Origin of the sequence: Streptomyces laurentii (assembly GCF_040635425.1) — a bacterium.
Classification (GTDB): Bacteria; Actinomycetota; Actinomycetes; order Streptomycetales; family Streptomycetaceae; genus Streptomyces; species Streptomyces laurentii.
This window is the reverse complement of sequence record NZ_JBEYHT010000006.1, coordinates 188,207-203,119: the sequence shown is the minus strand read 5'-3', so window position 1 is coordinate 203,119 and position 14,913 is coordinate 188,207. Positions and strand designations below refer to the sequence as shown.

13 protein-coding genes and 1 pseudogene are annotated in these 14,913 nt (G+C 73.5%); 3 read left to right on the top strand and 11 right to left on the bottom strand.

The features are described 5' to 3' along the window. Positions 1 to 157: 157 nt before the first annotated feature. The 3 genes from ABZ693_RS06375 to ABZ693_RS06365 all read right to left on the bottom strand — a co-directional run bounded on the left by ABZ693_RS06375 (position 158) and on the right by ABZ693_RS06365 (position 3,418). The gene (locus ABZ693_RS06375; RefSeq protein ID WP_359873955.1) at positions 158 to 730 is read right to left on the bottom strand and encodes a DinB family protein; all 573 of its coding nucleotides are present in this window, start codon (positions 728 to 730) and stop codon (positions 158 to 160) included. Between the two features lie 192 nt (positions 731 to 922). Beyond that, complete coding sequence (locus ABZ693_RS06370; RefSeq protein ID WP_359873986.1) at positions 923 to 2,383, bottom strand: aldehyde dehydrogenase family protein; 1,461 nt, start codon at positions 2,381 to 2,383, stop codon at positions 923 to 925. Positions 2,384 to 2,545: 162 nt separating this feature from the next. Then, positions 2,546 to 3,418 (bottom strand): Sco1979 family transcriptional regulator, encoded by an 873-nt coding sequence (locus ABZ693_RS06365; RefSeq protein ID WP_359873984.1) that lies wholly within the window; start codon positions 3,416 to 3,418, stop codon positions 2,546 to 2,548. Between the two features lie 338 nt (positions 3,419 to 3,756). Here ABZ693_RS06365 and ABZ693_RS06360 point away from each other — a divergent pair, with 338 nt between their 5' ends. Continuing rightward, positions 3,757 to 4,260, top strand: a complete 504-nt coding sequence (locus tag ABZ693_RS06360) for an ATP-binding protein (protein ID WP_359873953.1) — start codon at positions 3,757 to 3,759, stop codon at positions 4,258 to 4,260. A 268-nt stretch (positions 4,261 to 4,528) separates the two neighbouring features. Here the strand turns inward: ABZ693_RS06360 and ABZ693_RS06355 are convergent, their stop codons facing one another. The 7 genes and pseudogenes from ABZ693_RS06355 to ABZ693_RS06325 form a co-directional block, all read right to left on the bottom strand. Next, positions 4,529 to 4,750: a DUF397 domain-containing protein gene (locus ABZ693_RS06355; RefSeq protein ID WP_359873982.1), complete on the bottom strand. Its 222-nt coding sequence runs from the start codon at positions 4,748 to 4,750 to the stop codon at positions 4,529 to 4,531. Between the two features lie 232 nt (positions 4,751 to 4,982). Then, complete coding sequence (locus ABZ693_RS06350; RefSeq protein WP_359873951.1) at positions 4,983 to 7,028, bottom strand: FUSC family protein; 2,046 nt, start codon at positions 7,026 to 7,028, stop codon at positions 4,983 to 4,985. A gap of 241 nt (positions 7,029 to 7,269) precedes the next feature. Next, positions 7,270 to 8,520, bottom strand: coding sequence for a DUF2786 domain-containing protein (locus ABZ693_RS06345; RefSeq protein WP_359873949.1), 1,251 nt, complete (start codon positions 8,518 to 8,520; stop codon positions 7,270 to 7,272). A 155-nt stretch (positions 8,521 to 8,675) separates the two neighbouring features. Further along, entirely contained in the window at positions 8,676 to 9,206 is a 531-nt protein-coding gene (locus ABZ693_RS06340; RefSeq protein WP_359873947.1) for a hypothetical protein, read from the bottom strand. After that, positions 9,203 to 9,690 (bottom strand): annotated as a pseudogene (locus ABZ693_RS06335) (DUF4265 domain-containing protein). Before ABZ693_RS06335 ends, ABZ693_RS06340 begins: the two are co-directional and overlap by 4 nt. A gap of 62 nt (positions 9,691 to 9,752) precedes the next feature. Beyond that, positions 9,753 to 10,088: a hypothetical protein gene (locus ABZ693_RS06330; RefSeq protein ID WP_359873945.1), complete on the bottom strand. Its 336-nt coding sequence runs from the start codon at positions 10,086 to 10,088 to the stop codon at positions 9,753 to 9,755. A gap of 4 nt (positions 10,089 to 10,092) precedes the next feature. Next, positions 10,093 to 11,010 carry an NADP-dependent oxidoreductase gene (locus tag ABZ693_RS06325; RefSeq protein ID WP_359873942.1) on the bottom strand — a complete coding sequence of 306 codons (918 nt, stop codon included), beginning with the start codon at positions 11,008 to 11,010 and terminating at the stop codon, positions 10,093 to 10,095. A 192-nt stretch (positions 11,011 to 11,202) separates the two neighbouring features. Here ABZ693_RS06325 and ABZ693_RS06320 point away from each other — a divergent pair, with 192 nt between their 5' ends. Further along, positions 11,203 to 12,489, top strand: coding sequence for a helix-turn-helix transcriptional regulator (locus ABZ693_RS06320; protein ID WP_359873940.1), 1,287 nt, complete (start codon positions 11,203 to 11,205; stop codon positions 12,487 to 12,489). Between the two features lie 113 nt (positions 12,490 to 12,602). Further along, entirely contained in the window at positions 12,603 to 14,312 is a 1,710-nt protein-coding gene (locus ABZ693_RS06315) for a bifunctional 3'-5' exonuclease/DNA polymerase (protein ID WP_359873938.1), read from the top strand. Positions 14,313 to 14,437: 125 nt separating this feature from the next. Here ABZ693_RS06315 and ABZ693_RS06310 read toward each other — a convergent pair whose 3' ends face one another. Next, entirely contained in the window at positions 14,438 to 14,887 is a 450-nt protein-coding gene (locus ABZ693_RS06310; RefSeq protein ID WP_359873936.1) for a nuclear transport factor 2 family protein, read from the bottom strand. Positions 14,888 to 14,913 lie beyond the last annotated feature (26 nt).

Genomic DNA, 14,913 nt, shown 5'->3' with positions numbered 1-14,913 from the left:
CAAGGCGGAGGAGGGAGACAACGCGGTGGGGGTACCTCCCGTGCCCGAAGGGCTACGGGGGAGTTGGCGACCGACGACAACGCGGCGAGCGCGCGCACCGGGGCACGCGACCCCAGCAAGATCCAAAAGAAGGGTCCTAGGGCTTACGTGAGCGAGATCAGGCCGACGGCTTCCGCTCCTCGGCCGCGGCCTCCGCCGCCTGCTCCAGTCCGATCAGGTCGTAGGAGGTCTTGCCGTCGAGGCTCTCCCGGATGATGTCGGCGTGCCCGGCGTGCTGGGCCGTCTCGTGGATCAGGTGGAGCAGCATCCAGCGGATCGAGACTCCCGCGCCCTTGGGGAACCAGGGCCGGTCGGGCAGCGGGAAGGTGTCGTCCAGGCTGGGCACGCCGCGGACGAACTCCGTCAGTTCCTTGGTGGCGTTCTCCCACTGGGCGACCATCTGCGGGACGGTCTCGTCGCCCACCAGCCGGAAGCTCTCGTGCCAGTTGCTCTCGTCCCGCCGGGTCTCGCTCGGCCGCTGCTGGGCCATCCGCAGCCAGTTCGTCTCGGCCTCGGCGAGATGCTTGATCAGGCCGGAGACGCTCAGGTCACTGGCGGTCGGGCGGGCCGCAGCCTGCTCCTCGGTGAGGCCGAGGGCCGCCCGGACGACCGCGGCGCGCTGGGCTTCCAGGTAGTTGAGGAGAGTGCCGCGCTCGTCGCCGGGCAGGTCCGTGGGAAGTGTCGTGCTCATGGTCCGCCGTCCTCTTTCGCAAGGGAACTCGTCAGCTCTGTCAGCTCTTCCGACACCGACCACGTTACGGACCGACGAGGACAGGAAGGGTCCTCATGGGGAAAGTCGGCCACGAACGGGACCGCGGAACGGGAACGCGCGACGGGGACGGGACGGGACAGGACGGGGACGGGAGCACGCGGAACGGGCGGGCTAGAACGGGAAGGTCGTCCGGCCGTACTGGATCGAGATCCACTTCCGGGTGGTGAACGCCTCGATCATCGCGTCGCCGTTCAGCCGGCCCACGCCCGAGTGCTTCTCGCCGCCGAACGGCACGATCGGCTCGTCGTGCACGGTGCCGTCGTTGATGTGGATCATGCCGGTGTGGATGCGCTGGGCGACCCGTACCCCGCGGTCGACGTCGCCCGCGTGTACGGCGCCGCTGAGCCCGTACGGGGTGTCGTTGGCGATCCGTACGGCGTCGTCCTCGCCGTCGAACGGCACGATCAGGGCCACCGGTCCGAAGACCTCCTGGCCGAGGACGGGCGCGTCGGCGGGGATGCCGGTCAGCACGGTCGGGGAGACCAGGCTGCCCTCCGCGGTGCCGCGCAGCAGCACGGTCGCGCCGCCCGCCACGGCCTGGTCGACGACCGCCTCGACCGCCTGCGCCTGCTGGGGGCTGATGAGCGGGCCGATGTGGGTGGCGGGGTCGGCCGGGTCGCCGACCCGCAGGGTGCGGACCTTGGCGAGGAACTTCTCGGTGAACTCCGCCTCCACGGACCGGTCCACCAGGACCCGGTTGGCGGCCATGCAGACCTGCCCCTGGTCCACGAAGCGGCTGAAGACGGCCGCGTCCACCGCGTAGTCGAGGTCGGCGTCGTCGAGGACGATCAGGGCGCTGTTGCCGCCGAGTTCGAGCACGGTCTGCTTGAGATGGCCCGCGCAGACCGCGGCGACGTGCTTGCCGGTGCGGTCGGAGCCGGTGAAGGAGACGACCTTCGGGACCGGGTGGGTGAGGAGCGCGTCGCCGATCTCGGCGATGTCGGTGACGACGACGTTGAGCAGTCCGGCCGGCAGGCCCGCGTCCTCAAGGAGCTTCGCGACGAGGGTGCCGCCGCAGACCGGGGTGTTCTGGTGCGGCTTGAGCACGACGGCGTTGCCGAGGGCGAGGGCCGGGGCCACCGACTTGAGGGAGAGGAAGAACGGGAAGTTGAACGGGGAGATGACGCCGACGACGCCGACCGGCACGCGGTAGACCCGGTTCTCCTTGCCGTCCACGGGCGAGGGCAGGATCCGGCCCTCGGGGCGCAGCGCCAGCTGGACCGACTCGCGCAGGAACTCCTTGGCGAGGTGCAGTTCGAAGGCGGCCTTCAGCCGGGTGCCGCCGAGTTCGGCGACGATCATGTCGGTGATCTCCGCCTCGCGTTCCTCGACGAGGCGCAGCGCGCGCTCGAAGACGAGCCGGCGGGTGTACGGGTTGGTCGCGGCCCAGTCGGCCTGGGCGCGCTCGGCGGCCCGGTAGGCGAGGTCGACCTCGCCGGCCGTGGCCACGGTGATGGCGGCGAGCTTCTCCCCGGTGTACGGGTTGAAGTCGATGATGTCCCAGGACCCGCTGCCGGGCTTCCACTCGCCGTCGATGTACTGGTGTGAGAGTTCCGCGAAGTGGGAGGACATCGACGTCGTCATGGGAACGAGACTCCTTACCCGCCCGCGGTGACGGACGACGGCGATCGGCGACGGACGGCCGTTCCACCCGTCAGGGCGTCACCACTGTCGTCACGCTCAGCTTCTCTCAGCTGCTCTCAGGTCCTGAGATGCCGTCATCGTACTGATGTATCAGGTGAGTTGAAGGAGTCCTCGGAGAAGATCGCGGCTTTCCGCGGGATCCGGGCTGTCCTGCTGCAGCCGTTCCATCACGCGTGCGTACTGCGCGACCTCCTCGCGTTTGTCGAGGTAGAGGGCGCTGGTGAGCTGCTCCAGGTAGACGACGTCGGAGAGATCGGACTCGGGGAACCGGAGCATCGTGAACGCGCCGCTCTCGCCCGCGTGGCCGCCGAAGCTGAACGGCATGACCTGGAGGGTGACGTTCGGGTGCTCGGAGATCTCGATGAGGTGCCTCAACTGGCCCTGCATGACGGCCCGGTCGCCGTACGGCCGGCGCAGCGCGGCCTCGTCGAGGACGGCGTGCAGATGCGGGGCGTTCTCGGAGAAGAGGATCTTCTGGCGCTCCAGGCGGAGCGCGACCCTGCGGTCGACCTCGGCCCGCGGGGCGTCCGGGATGCCGCGCGCGACGACGGCGTGGGCGTAGTCCTCGGCCTGCAACAGGCCGTGCACGAACTGGACTTCGTAGATACGGATGAGGGAGGCGGACCCTTCCAGGCCCACGTACGTCTGGAACCAGCCGGGCAGGACGTCGCCGAAGCTGTGCCACCAGCCCGCCACGTTGGCCTCGCGGGCGAGCCCGAGGAGCGCGCCGCGCTCGGACTCGTCGTTGACCCCGTAGAGCGTCAGAAGGTCCTCGACGTCCCTGGCCTTGAAGCTCACCCTTCCCAACTCCATACGACTGATCTTGGATTCGGACGCGCGGATGGAATATCCGGCGGCCTCCCGGGTGATGCCACGCGATTCGCGCAGTCGCCTCAGCTGCGAGCCCAGCAGGATGCGGCGCACCACACTCCCGCTCGCCCCGCTCGATTCGCCTGCCGTCACGGTCACGGCCCACGCCTCCCCATTTACGGTGCTGCCCCCACACGTCCCCCCACTGAGCCCCGGATTCTGCCACTAAACGCTTCGGCGCGTACACACGCGGTCACGCATCGGGGCCGGTTCCGGGCAGGCTTGGCAGGGGCACGCGGACGACTTATGCACAGATTCGCCGCGTGCATGGACAGGTCAGGCGCGTGCACGTGCATCTGCCCTTGCATCCCTTGGGTGCATTGGGAACGATGGTGCCTGCGCAGCCGCGTATTCGTTCGTGTCGCCGCGTGTCGCACCAGTTGTCGCACCACACGTCGCACCACACGTCGCGATTCCCGGGAGTGCCTCGCATGGGGACGAACGCATCGGCCATTCTCGAGCCGTTACGGCAAGGGCTTCCTCCGATCGATCCCACGACCGTCTCCCATTCGGCCTCCTGCGCCCTTCCGACCTGCTACGAAGCGGTACGCGGCGCCCGCCGGTTCACCCAGTCGACACTCGGCGCGTGGAACCTGGCCGACCGTTTCGACGATGTCGCGCTGGTCGTCTCCGAGCTGGTCACGAACGCGCTGCGGCACGCCGTACCGGGAGAGCCCGAACAGCCGCGCGAGGATGGCCTGAACCCGCCCGTCCGGCTGCACCTCATGCACTGGGCGTCACGCCTGGTGTGCGCGGTGCGCGACCCCAGCCAGGACAGCCCGGAGGCACGGCAGGGGGACGAGGACTGCGCGGCCGAATCGGGCCGGGGACTGTTCCTGGTCGAGTCGTTCAGCGACGGCTGGGGCTGGCATCCGCTCGCGGGCGCCCTGCAGGGCAAGGTGGTCTGGGCGCTGTTCCGGCTGACGGCCGACTGACGTCCGGCCGGTTGCCCGACTGACGTCCGGCCGGTTGCCCGGCTGACGTCCGGCCGGCGGCCGGCCGGATGTCCGACTGACCTCCCGAGCACCCGGGCTTCAGGGCCCGGGCACCGGTGCCGGCCGCGGCGCCGCCAAGGACACGGGGGAATACGGGGGTGAGAAAGGGTCCCGGTGGCGCGAGCCGCCGGGACCCTTTCTCGTGTCCGCCGGGGTCCGCCGGCGCGGGCGCACCCCCGTCGGTGCCCGCACCCGTACCCCCGCGCGCCTACAGTTGCCCCACCAGGTGGTCGAACTCCCCGTCCTTCACGCCCAGGAGCAACGCCTCGATCTCGGCGGGCGTGTAGACGAGCGCGGGTCCTCCGGGGAAGCGCGAATTGCGTACGGCGACCTCGCCGCCGGGCAGCTTGGCGAACTCCACGCAGGAACCCTGGGAGTTGCTGTGCCGGCTCTTCTGCCACACGACACCACGAAGCTCCGTGGCCGCCATGCCGTTGAACGCGTGGTGCGCGTGGTGCACTGGTAGCTCCCCGAGATGATCGGTGCAGGTGTCAACTTGCTCGGATCATAGCTGTGTTCACAGGACGCTGCATGAGCAGATGCACGCGCGGATGCACGTGCACGAGGGGTCGCGTATCGACTACACGACTCACCGTGGCGGCCCGCCCAACTCCCGTGTGAGCACTGGCTGTTCACACCTGGCCAGGCCGGGCCCCGCGCACTCACTCGTCCAGCGCCTCGGACACCTCGTCCAGCTTCTCCAGGAGCAGCACCGCCCCCTTCCGCAGCAGGAAGTGGTCCGGCGCCCCCTCCCCCCGCTCCCACGCCTCGACCAGCGCGCGCAGTTCGTTCCAGCGGGGCGTCTTGCGGTCCCGTACCTCCTTCGCGCCCCGCTCCGTCACCTTGCGCAGCGCCTCCGCCAGCTCCGCCGCGCCCGGTACGGGCGGCGCTCCGCGCTCCGGGAGGTGCGCCTCCAGGAGCATCGCGGCCCGGCCGAACTGCGACACCGCCTCCTCCGTGTCCTGCGCCGCCGCGTGCGACAGGCCCCGGTGCCGGACCGGCTCGTGGGTGGCCCGCTCCTGGGCCTCCTGCCAGGCGATCCGGGCCGCCCGGGTCGCGAGCAGCGTCTCGCGCACGTCCGCCAGGGCCGGGCCGGCGGGCTCCGCGTAGTGGGCGACGACGGCGGCCGCGTACTGCCCGTCCGCCTTCAGCCAGTCCCCGAGCCGGCTGCGCAGCCGCGGGGTCTCCCAGGCCGGGTAGACGGCGTAGGCCAGCATCGCGAGGATCCCGCCGAGGAGGGTCAGCAGGACGCGTTCACGGACCGTCTGGCCGAGCCCCGCGCCGCCCATGCCGAGCAGGAACACGACATACGCGGAGATGAAGACCTGGCCCGTGGCGTACCCCGTCCGCATCAGCAGGTACATCCCGAACGCGCACACCACCGCGAGCAGCGCCGACAGATACGCGCCCGGGTGGGCGAACTCGACGATCCCGGTCGCCAGCGCCACCCCGAGGAGGGTGCCGATGAAACGGGCGACCGACCGCTCGTACGTCTGCGAGAAGTCCGGGCGCATGACCATCACGGAGGCCATCGGCGCCCAGTAGCCGTGCCCGAGCGGCAGGACCGTGCCGAGCGCGTAGCCCGCCGTCGCCACCGTCGTCACCCGGACGGCGTGCCGCAGGATCGGCGACTCGTGCCGCAGCTCGGCCTGCGCCGTGCGGATCGCGACCGGCACGAGCGCGACCAGCGTGGGCCGGCGCAGCCCCGACTGGGCGGCCTCGCCGCCCGGCGCCGCCTCCTCCACGACGTCGTCGAGGAGCGCGGCGAGCCGGTGCGCGGCCCGGCGCGGGGCGCCGGTCAGGATCGCGCCGGTGTCCGGGGTGCGGAGCACGGCGAGGGCGGCGGGCCGCAGCGCGACCGGTTCGCCGTGCCGGATGGCGTGCGCGGCGGCGTCCAGGATCTCGCCGGCGGCGGCCAGCAGCTCACGCGCCCGGTCCCGCTGCGGCCCCTCGGCGGGCACGCCGAGCGCCGGGTCCGCGAGCGAGGCGAGCACCGGCCGGATCCGTTCGGCGAGCCCGCGCGCGCCGTGCAGTTCGGCGGGGCGGCTGCGGGCCTGGCGGCGGGTGACGGCGGCGGCGCTGCGGGCCGTCATCAGCGGCAGCGGGTCGAAGTCGGCGGTCGGGTCGTGGCGCAGCCGGCGAGCGTAGTCGGCCTCGGCGGCGAGCGCGTCGGCGAGCGCGTCGCGCTGCGCGCCCCAGGCGCGGATCGGCAGCAGGACGACGAGCCCGGCCTGCACCAGGCCGCCCACCGCGATCATCGCGGCATGGCCGGCGGCGGCCGCGAGGGAGCCGGGGAGGGTGACGGTGATCAGCATCATCGCCACGTTGGAGGCGGCGATGACGCCGACGTTCGGGCCGACGGCCCAGGACATCCCGCCGAGGAAGGTCCACAGGCCGAGCAGGACCATGAAGAGGAGGAGGTTCCAGCCGACCAGATAGCCGATGAAGGTGGACGCGGCGAGGCTCGCGCCGGACGCGAGCGCGAGGGTGGGGCGGGGGCGGTACGAGCGCTGGAAGGTGGCGATCGCGGCCTGGAACGCGCCGAACGCCGACGACACCGCCACCTCGGGACCGAACAGCGTGAGCGAGAACCCGACGACCAGCGCGAGACCGAACGCGCCGCGCAGGGCGATCAGCGGTTCGAGCCGCCGCCGCTCGATGGTGAGCCCCGAGCGGGCGGTCTCCTTCAGCGCCCGGAGCCAGCTCATGGGCCGAGCCTATCCACGATACGGACGAACCGGATATTCAGGACAGGCAGGACGACGCCGATCCGGTTATCCGGGGTGGTGGCCGTGCGGTTCACGCCGGCCTGCCGGCTGTCCGCCGGCCCGCCGGGCGGTGTGCCCGACGGCCGCCCGTCAGCCGCCCATCGGCCCGCCGGGCGATCTGCCCGACGGCCGCCCGTCAGCTGTCCACCGGCCGGTCCGTCCGCCGTCTGTCAGCCGGCCTTCAGCGGATCTCGCCCCGGGTCCCGGGGGTCCGCAGTCCGGCCTGGTCGGCCGCCGAGGTGCCGTGGTTCCAGCCCGCCTCGTCCCAGGCGGCGCGGACCCGGGTGGCCCGGGTCTCGGGGAAGAGTTCGTCCGTACGGGCGCCGACCGCGACCTCGCGGGAGGCGAGGACCGGGAGCAGGGTCGGGGCCTCGGCGGCGACCCGGCGGCTGGTGGCGGCGAGACGGGCGCCGAGCCGGTTCGCGTACGCGAGGAGGAAGGACTGCCGGAACGACTTGGTCCGCTTGCGCCCGCCGGCCCGCTGCTCGGCCTCGGCCCGGGTCATCGCCGCCGTGCCCTGCACGAGCAGAGAGGTGTACAGCAGCTCCACCGGGTCGAGGTCGGCCTCGAAGCCGACGACCGTCGAGAAGCCCAGGGACTCGTTCCACACCGCCCGGCAGTGGTTCGCCGTCGCCACCGCGTCGAGCAGGATCGCCTTGGCCTGCTCGTACGGGGCGTCCACCCCGATCCGCAGCGCGCCCGGCGTCTCCGGCGCGGGCCCGGCCGCCGCCAGGCCCGCCTCGTCGAGGCTGTGCCGGGCCATCAGCTCCTGGGCCTTGGCGGTCAGCGCCTCGGCCTCCTCGGGGTACGGGGTCGCCTCCGCTTTCGCGAGCAGCGCCCGGATCCGGGTCAGCATCCGCGGCTCGCCGGCGGTGGGCGGCGGCAGGGCCTCGCCGGGCACAGGGCCGACGGCGTCGAGGCGGGGCAGCCGGACGAGGAGGCGGTAGAGCTCCAGGACGGCGGTCGCGTACGAGAAGCGGTCGGGCGCCGGCCCGGCGGGCAGGTCGTCGAGCGCGTCGAGCTGCCCCTGCCAGCGGTGCGGGAGGCGCTCGTAGCGGGCGGTCTCGGTGCGGACGAGGTCGGCGAGGAGGCGGACGTGTTCGTCGGCGAGTTCGCGGCGGGCCATCCGGACGAGGTCGGCGGGCTGCCAGCCGCGGGCCCACAGGGAGCGGACGAACTCCTCGCCGCGCCGGGCCAGTTCGGCGTCGGCGGCCGGGTCGGCGGCGAGCAGCGAGGCCGCCGTGTCCAGCGCCCGGTCGTCGCCGTACGAGCCGGTGTGTGATCCGGCGCGCGATCCGGCGCGCGATCCGGCGCGGGCGCTGCCGCCGCGCCGCCCGCTCCAGCCCCGGGCGCCGCCGCCCGCGCCGGCCCGGGGGCCGGGCTCCGCTCCGTACAGCGCCTTGAGCGCCTCCGCCACCGTGCTCTCGCTCATCTGCGCCGCCTCGCCTGCCTCTCGTTCCCGCCCTTCGTTCCGCCACTTCGATGGTCGCATCCGGGGTGGGGGCGGGTGGGGCGCGGGGCGCCCCTGACGCCTCACGCCGCCTCACCCCGCCTGACGTCACCGGTGGGGGATCGGGGATCACCTCGCTAAGCGGGCGGGGAGCAGGCGAGGAGCGCCGCGTAGGCGTCGGCCGCCGTGTCCCAGGAGCGGTCGTCGACGACGTACGCCTCAGCCAGGTAGGACAGTTCACCCCAGGGCTCGCGGGTGTGGATCCGGAGCAGGGTCGCGGCGCAGCGGTCGCAGGCGATCCACGGCACGCGGACGGAACTGACGGGATCCCCGGTCGTGTCGTCGCTCTCGCCGTCGGTTTCGCCGGCGGGCAGAAGCCGTACGGGGGACGGGGCGCCGATGTCGGCGCAGGCCGCCAACCGTGCGGCGAGCACCTCCCGTTCGCCCCAGGTCTCGGTCAGGACGGACAGCTCGGCGCGGGTGGTGCCGTCGAGGGCGACGCCGTACGCGAGCAGCCCGCCGACCAGCAGCCCCAGGCCGGCCTCCTGCTCGCCGATCGCCCGGCAGTCCCGTACCTCGCCGGCGGCGGGCTCCGGCAGCAGCCCGGCCAGCCGGTCCCAGGCCGCGCCCTCGGCGTCCGTATCCGCCTCCGAGTCCACGGGGTTCACGCCGCGTTCCACGCGTCCGTCGCGCACCCGGTCTCCCAGTGCCACCAGCCGTCGCGCGTGCCGCGTGCGAGCAGTTCCTTGATCTCGGTCATCGGCGCGTCGGCGCGTCGGCGGGCACGGTCAGCGCCACCAGCGGCAGTTCCGCGCTGAACGACTCCCCGCCGAGGCCGAAGGGAGCGAACCGTTCGTGCACCGCCCGCGGGCTCGGCCCAAGGGGGCCCGCGCGCACGGGGAGGACGCGGATCACGACGTTGCCGGAGGCCGTCTCCCGGCCGGTGGCCCAGTGCAGCCCGTCGTCGTCCGTCACGTACCGGACCACGTCCCCCTCGGCCACCCCGTCTTGAAGAAACGGCACATTGACCACCTGGGCCGTGTTCTCGCCCACGGGCAGCGCCCACAGGCCCTCCGTGTCGTGCGGGGGCCAACCCTCGCGCGGCACGAAGCGGAACCAGATCTTGATGCGGTCGGCGGATGCGGCAGTCACCGGGCGAGGCTAGCCCGTGTCCGGCAAGTCCCACCCAGGCGGGCCCGGCTCCCGCGACGCCGTCAGTCCCAGGCGTTGAAGAGCACGCCGCCCAGCGTGGTGATGCCGTGGAAGCGGACTCCGCTCCACTCGCCCGGTGTCAGGACCGAGGGGGCGACCTCCGAGAGCGGCCGGGTGAGCAGCGCGTGGTCGAGCACGGTGAATCCCTGGTCGGCGAAGGCGTGGGCCCATGGGGGCGGGGCGAGGAACTCCTCGCCGTACGGGTCCCAGTGGTCCGGCACGAAGGCGATCCAGGGGTGATAGGCGTGGCAGAGGACGACACACCCGTCCGTCCCCGCGACGACCGCGCGGTGGAACGTCCGCGGGTACGCCTGCCTTCCGCCAAGGGACCCCGACACTCGCTTACAGCTTCAGGACGATCTTGCCCCGGGCGTGCCCCGACTCGCTCAGTTCCTGGGCGCGGGCCGCTTCCTTCAGGGGCAGGACCTCGGCGATGTCGAGGCGGAGCCGGCCCTCGACGGCCAGGCCGGCGTGCTCGGTCAGCCAGCGGCGGGCGACGTCGTCCGCCACCCGGAGGCCGGAGAACACGACGCCGTGCGCGTCGGCGTCCGTGGCGGCGATGGTGACGACGCGCGCGGTCGCGCCGCCGAGCAGTTCGAGGGAGACCGGCAGCGTGTCGTGGCCGGCCGCGTCGAAGACCGCGTCGACGCCCTGCGGCGCCGCCGCGCGGACCCGGTCGGCGAGACCGTCCCCGTACGTCACCGGGATCGCGCCCAGTTCGCGCAGGAACGCGTGGTTGCGCTCCGACGCCGTGCCGATCACCGTCACCCCGGCCGCGACGGCCAGCTGGACCGCCACCGCGCCGACGGCGCCCGCGGCACCGTGCAGGAGCAGGGTCTCGCCCTCGCGGACGCCGAGCGCGTCGAGGACGCGCTGCGCGGTCTCGCCCGCGACGGGGATGCTCACCGCGTGCTCCCAGGACAGGCCCGCGGGCTTGGGGGCGACGATGTCCGCGATCGCGTACCCGGCGTACGCGCCGGTCGTGCTCCAGCCGAACACCTCGTCGCCGACGGCGAATTCGGTCACTCCCTCGCCGAGCGCGTCGACCGTGCCCGCGAACTCCAGGCCCGGAACGGCCGGGAAGGTCGTCGGGTAGAAGTGCTCGATCCAGCCGTAACGGCGCTTCCAGTCCACCGGGTTGACGCCCACCGCCGCCGTCTTCACCCGCACCTCGCCGGGGCCGGGCACCGGCAGGGCCACCCCGGACTCGTGACGCAGCACCTCGGCGCCACCGAACTCCTCGTACACGATCGCTTCCATGTCCCGCTCCCCCACAGATCGTCGACGGCATTCATCCCTAACGGACGGCCCGCCCGTTCTCTTCCGCCGCCTTGGCTTCTTTCTCCTCCTCAAGCCTCCGTCGCGCGCCACCCGCGCTGCGCCGCCCGAACGGCCAGTCGTCCCTGGCCGAAAGAGGAGTCGGACGGCTCCTGGATGTCTAGGCTCGGGCGCATGGAGACGGCCCTGACCATGGAACTCACCGCACACGACGCCCTCTTGGCCGCCCGCGAGGTAATCGGCAGGCCGTTGGGGACGGTGCTGCCACGGCTGTCCGAGGTTCTGGAACCGCTGATCCCGCACCGCGCGGCAGCCGAACTGTCCACGCACTGCGCCCACTCGCCGTTCAAGTACGCGGGCGATCCCCACCTGCCCGTCACCGCCGCCGAACTGGCCCCGCTGCTCGCCCACGGCCCCACCGCCGGCCGGCCCTGGCAGGGACGCGCGAGCATCGGCGGGGCGGAACGGGAGGTGGTGGCGGTACGGAGCGACGCCACGCCCCGCGGCTCGGTCCTCGTGCTCGTACGGGAGGACGGCGCCGCCCCGGCGGGCGCGCCCGAACTCGCCCTGGCGCAGCTCCTGTGGGACCTGGTGACCTGCCACTTCGACCGGTTCGCGACGGAGGCGATGCCGGGCGCCCTGGCCCGTTCGCGGGCGGCGGCCGACACCCGGGCGCGGGTCACCGCCGAACTGAGCACCGCGCACGCCGCCACCCTGTCCGGGGTCCTCGGGGTGCTGCGCAGCCGCGCCCTCGACGACACCGCCGCCCGGGCCACCGCCACCGAACTCGCCGTCTCCGCGCTGGCCGAACTGCGGGCCGAGTCGCTGCGCGACCGGTCGGTCGCCGAGGAACCCGCCTTCGAGGCCTTCGCCCGGCTCACTGACGGCCTGCGGCCGATGCTGCGCCACTCCCCCGTACGGCTCGAACTCGGCCCGCCCGAGGGCCCGGCCGCCGGCCGCACCCTGCCGGGGGACGTGGCCCACGGCGTCCGGGCCGTCATCCGCGCCCTGCTGCTCGTCGTCCTCGACCAGGAGGCGGTCACCCGGGTCCGGGTCGGCTGGACGCTGACCGCCCATGAACTCCACGCCTCGATCCGGGACGACGGGCCCGGGCTCCTGGACGGCTGCCCGCTCGGCGCGGGCAGCGTCTCCGACCGCCTCGATGTCCTCGGCGGCGGGCTCGCCGTCGACGCCGTCCCCGGCTGGGGCACCACGATCACGGCCACCGTCCCCCTCGCGCTCCCGGAGGCCCCGGCAGACGCGATCGACCCGCTGAACGGGCTCGGCGAACGCGAGGTGGAGGTCCTCGGCCATCTGGCCCGCGGCCACCGCAACCGCCGGATCGCCGAGGACCTGCACATCAGCGAGTCCACGGTGAAGTTCCACGTCGCCAACATCCTCACCAAACTCGGCGTCTCCTCCCGCGGCGAGGCCGCCGCCCTCTTCCACCAGGCCGCCTAGACCGCCCAGGCCGTGTCCGGCGCTTCCGGCGCTTCTGGCACTTCGGCACTTCGGCACTTCGGCACCAGCTTCCCTCCAGTGCTTTGTCAGTGGCGGGTGCCAGACTCGCGGGTGTGAACGAGAGGTGGGCCGTCGCGCCCGAGCCGGAGGGCGACGGGGCGCTGCTCGTGCCGCTCGGGGGCGACGGGCTGCCCGCCGGGGAGGTGCTGCGCGAGGCCGATCTGGTGACGGCGGTACGCGCGCGCCCGGACGTGACCCGCTGGGTGTGGCGGAACTCCGCCGAGGTGTACCCCCGGCTGCTCGCCGCCGGGGTACGGGTCGAGCGGTGCTACGACGTCGAGGCCGCCGAACAGCTTCTGCTCGGCCACGAGGGACGGCTGGGCGAACCCCGTTCGGCCGCCGCCGCCTGGGCCCGGCTGCACAACGCGCCGGTACCGCCCGATCCGCCCGTCCGGCAGGCGGAGGGGCCGGCCGCGCAGGACTCGCTGTTCGAACCGCAGGCCGCCGCCCCGCTCCCGTTCGACGCCCTGCTCGAGGTGTACGCGGAGCAGCAGCGGCGGCACGACCTGGCCGAGTACCCGGGGCGGATGCGGCTGCTGACGGCGGCCGAGTCGGCGGGCATGCTGGTGGCCGCCGAGATGCACGGGGCCGGGCTGCCGTGGCGGGCCGACGTGCACCGGGAGGTGCTGCACGAACTGCTCGGCGAGCGGTACGCGGGTGGTGGCGAGCCGCGCCGGCTGGCGGAGCTGGCCGACGAGGTGTCCGCCGCGTTCGGCCGCCGGGTCCGGCCCGACCTGCCCGCCGACGTCGTCCGGGCCTTCGCACAGGCCGGCATCCGGGTGCGGTCCACCCGGCGCTGGGAGCTGCAGGACGTCGACCATCCGGCGGTCGCCCCGCTCCTCGCGTACAAGACGCTGTACCGGATCTGGACGGCGCACGGCTGGTCGTGGCTGGCGGACTGGGTCCGGGACGGCCGGTTCCGCCCCGAGTACCTGCCCGGCGGCACCGTCAGCGGGCGCTGGACCACCAACGGTGGCGGGGCGCTCCAGATCCCCAAGGTCATCCGGCGGGCCGTGGTCGCCGACGAGGGCTGGCGGCTCGTCGTCGCCGACGCCGACCAGATGGAACCGCGGGTCCTGGCCGCGATCTCCCGCGACCCGGGCCTGATGGAGGTCGCCGGGCATCCGGACGACCTGTACACCCGGCTGTCCGACCGGGCCTTCTCCGGCGACCGCGACCACGCCAAGCTGGCCCTGCTCGGCGCGATCTACGGACAGACCAGTGGCGACGGCCTGAAGAACCTCGCGGCCCTCCGCCGCCGCTTCCCCCGCGCCGTGGCCTACGTGGACGACGCGGCCCGCGCCGGGGAGGAGGGCCGGCTGGTCCGCACCTGGCTCGGCCGGACCAGCCCGCGCGCCGTGGGCACGGACGACGACGGCCCGGGCGAGGCCGGCCTGCCGCAGGAACTCCCGCCCGGCACGCCCCGGGAGGACGGCCCGGAGCAGTACGTACCGGGGTACGCGTCCTCCGACGCCCGCGCCCGGGGCCGCTTCACCCGCAACTTCGTCGTCCAGGGCAGCGCCGCCGACTGGGCCCTGCTGATGCTGGCGGCCCTCCGCCGCGCCACCACCGGCATGCGGGCCGAGCTGGTGTTCTTCCAGCACGACGAGGTGATCGTGCACTGCCCGGCCGAGGAGGCCGAGGCCGTCACGGTCGCGATCCGCGCGGCGGGCGACGAGGCGGGCCGGATCGCCTTCGGCGACACCCCGGTCCACTTCGCGTTCACGACGGCCACGGTCCAGCGGTACTCCGACGCGAAGTAGCCCGACGGCCACCCTTCCGGCGAGCCCTCCTGCCCTTCCCCCCGCCCTCCCCCTCCCCGCCCTCCTCCGTCCTCCCGGTCCGGTGGTCCCGGGCGGCCGACTCGCTGGCTCACCGACTCACCGACTCAAGCGCGGGGCGCGGGCTCCCCGCAGGCGTCGGCGATCGCCTGGGTGTCCCAGTAGAAGGGCCGTACCTCGGTGATCCGCCCTCCCCTGACCGTGATCGTCTGCAGGATCGGGAAGTCGAGCTCCCGGCCGGTCACGCGCGCCCGGGCCTGAACTCGGGTGCGCACGACCGCGGTCTCGCCGGTGGCGAGGAACTCCTGCTCCACCATGGCGAAGGTCTCCCAGGTCTGCGCCATCGCGAGGAAGAACCGCGCCAGTCCGCCGTGCCCGCGCCATGTACCCCCGTACGGCAGGCACTCCGCCTGATGGAGCTCGACATCCGGCGCGAAGAAGGCGGCCAGGGCGTCGAACGACGCCTCACCGGGGCCGCCGGCCGCCAGGTACTCCGCCTCGGCGGCGTACATACCGGTGAGGACTGCCACGGAGTCCGTGTCCGCGGGGGAAGGCATCGACATCGTCATACCGTCAGCATCGG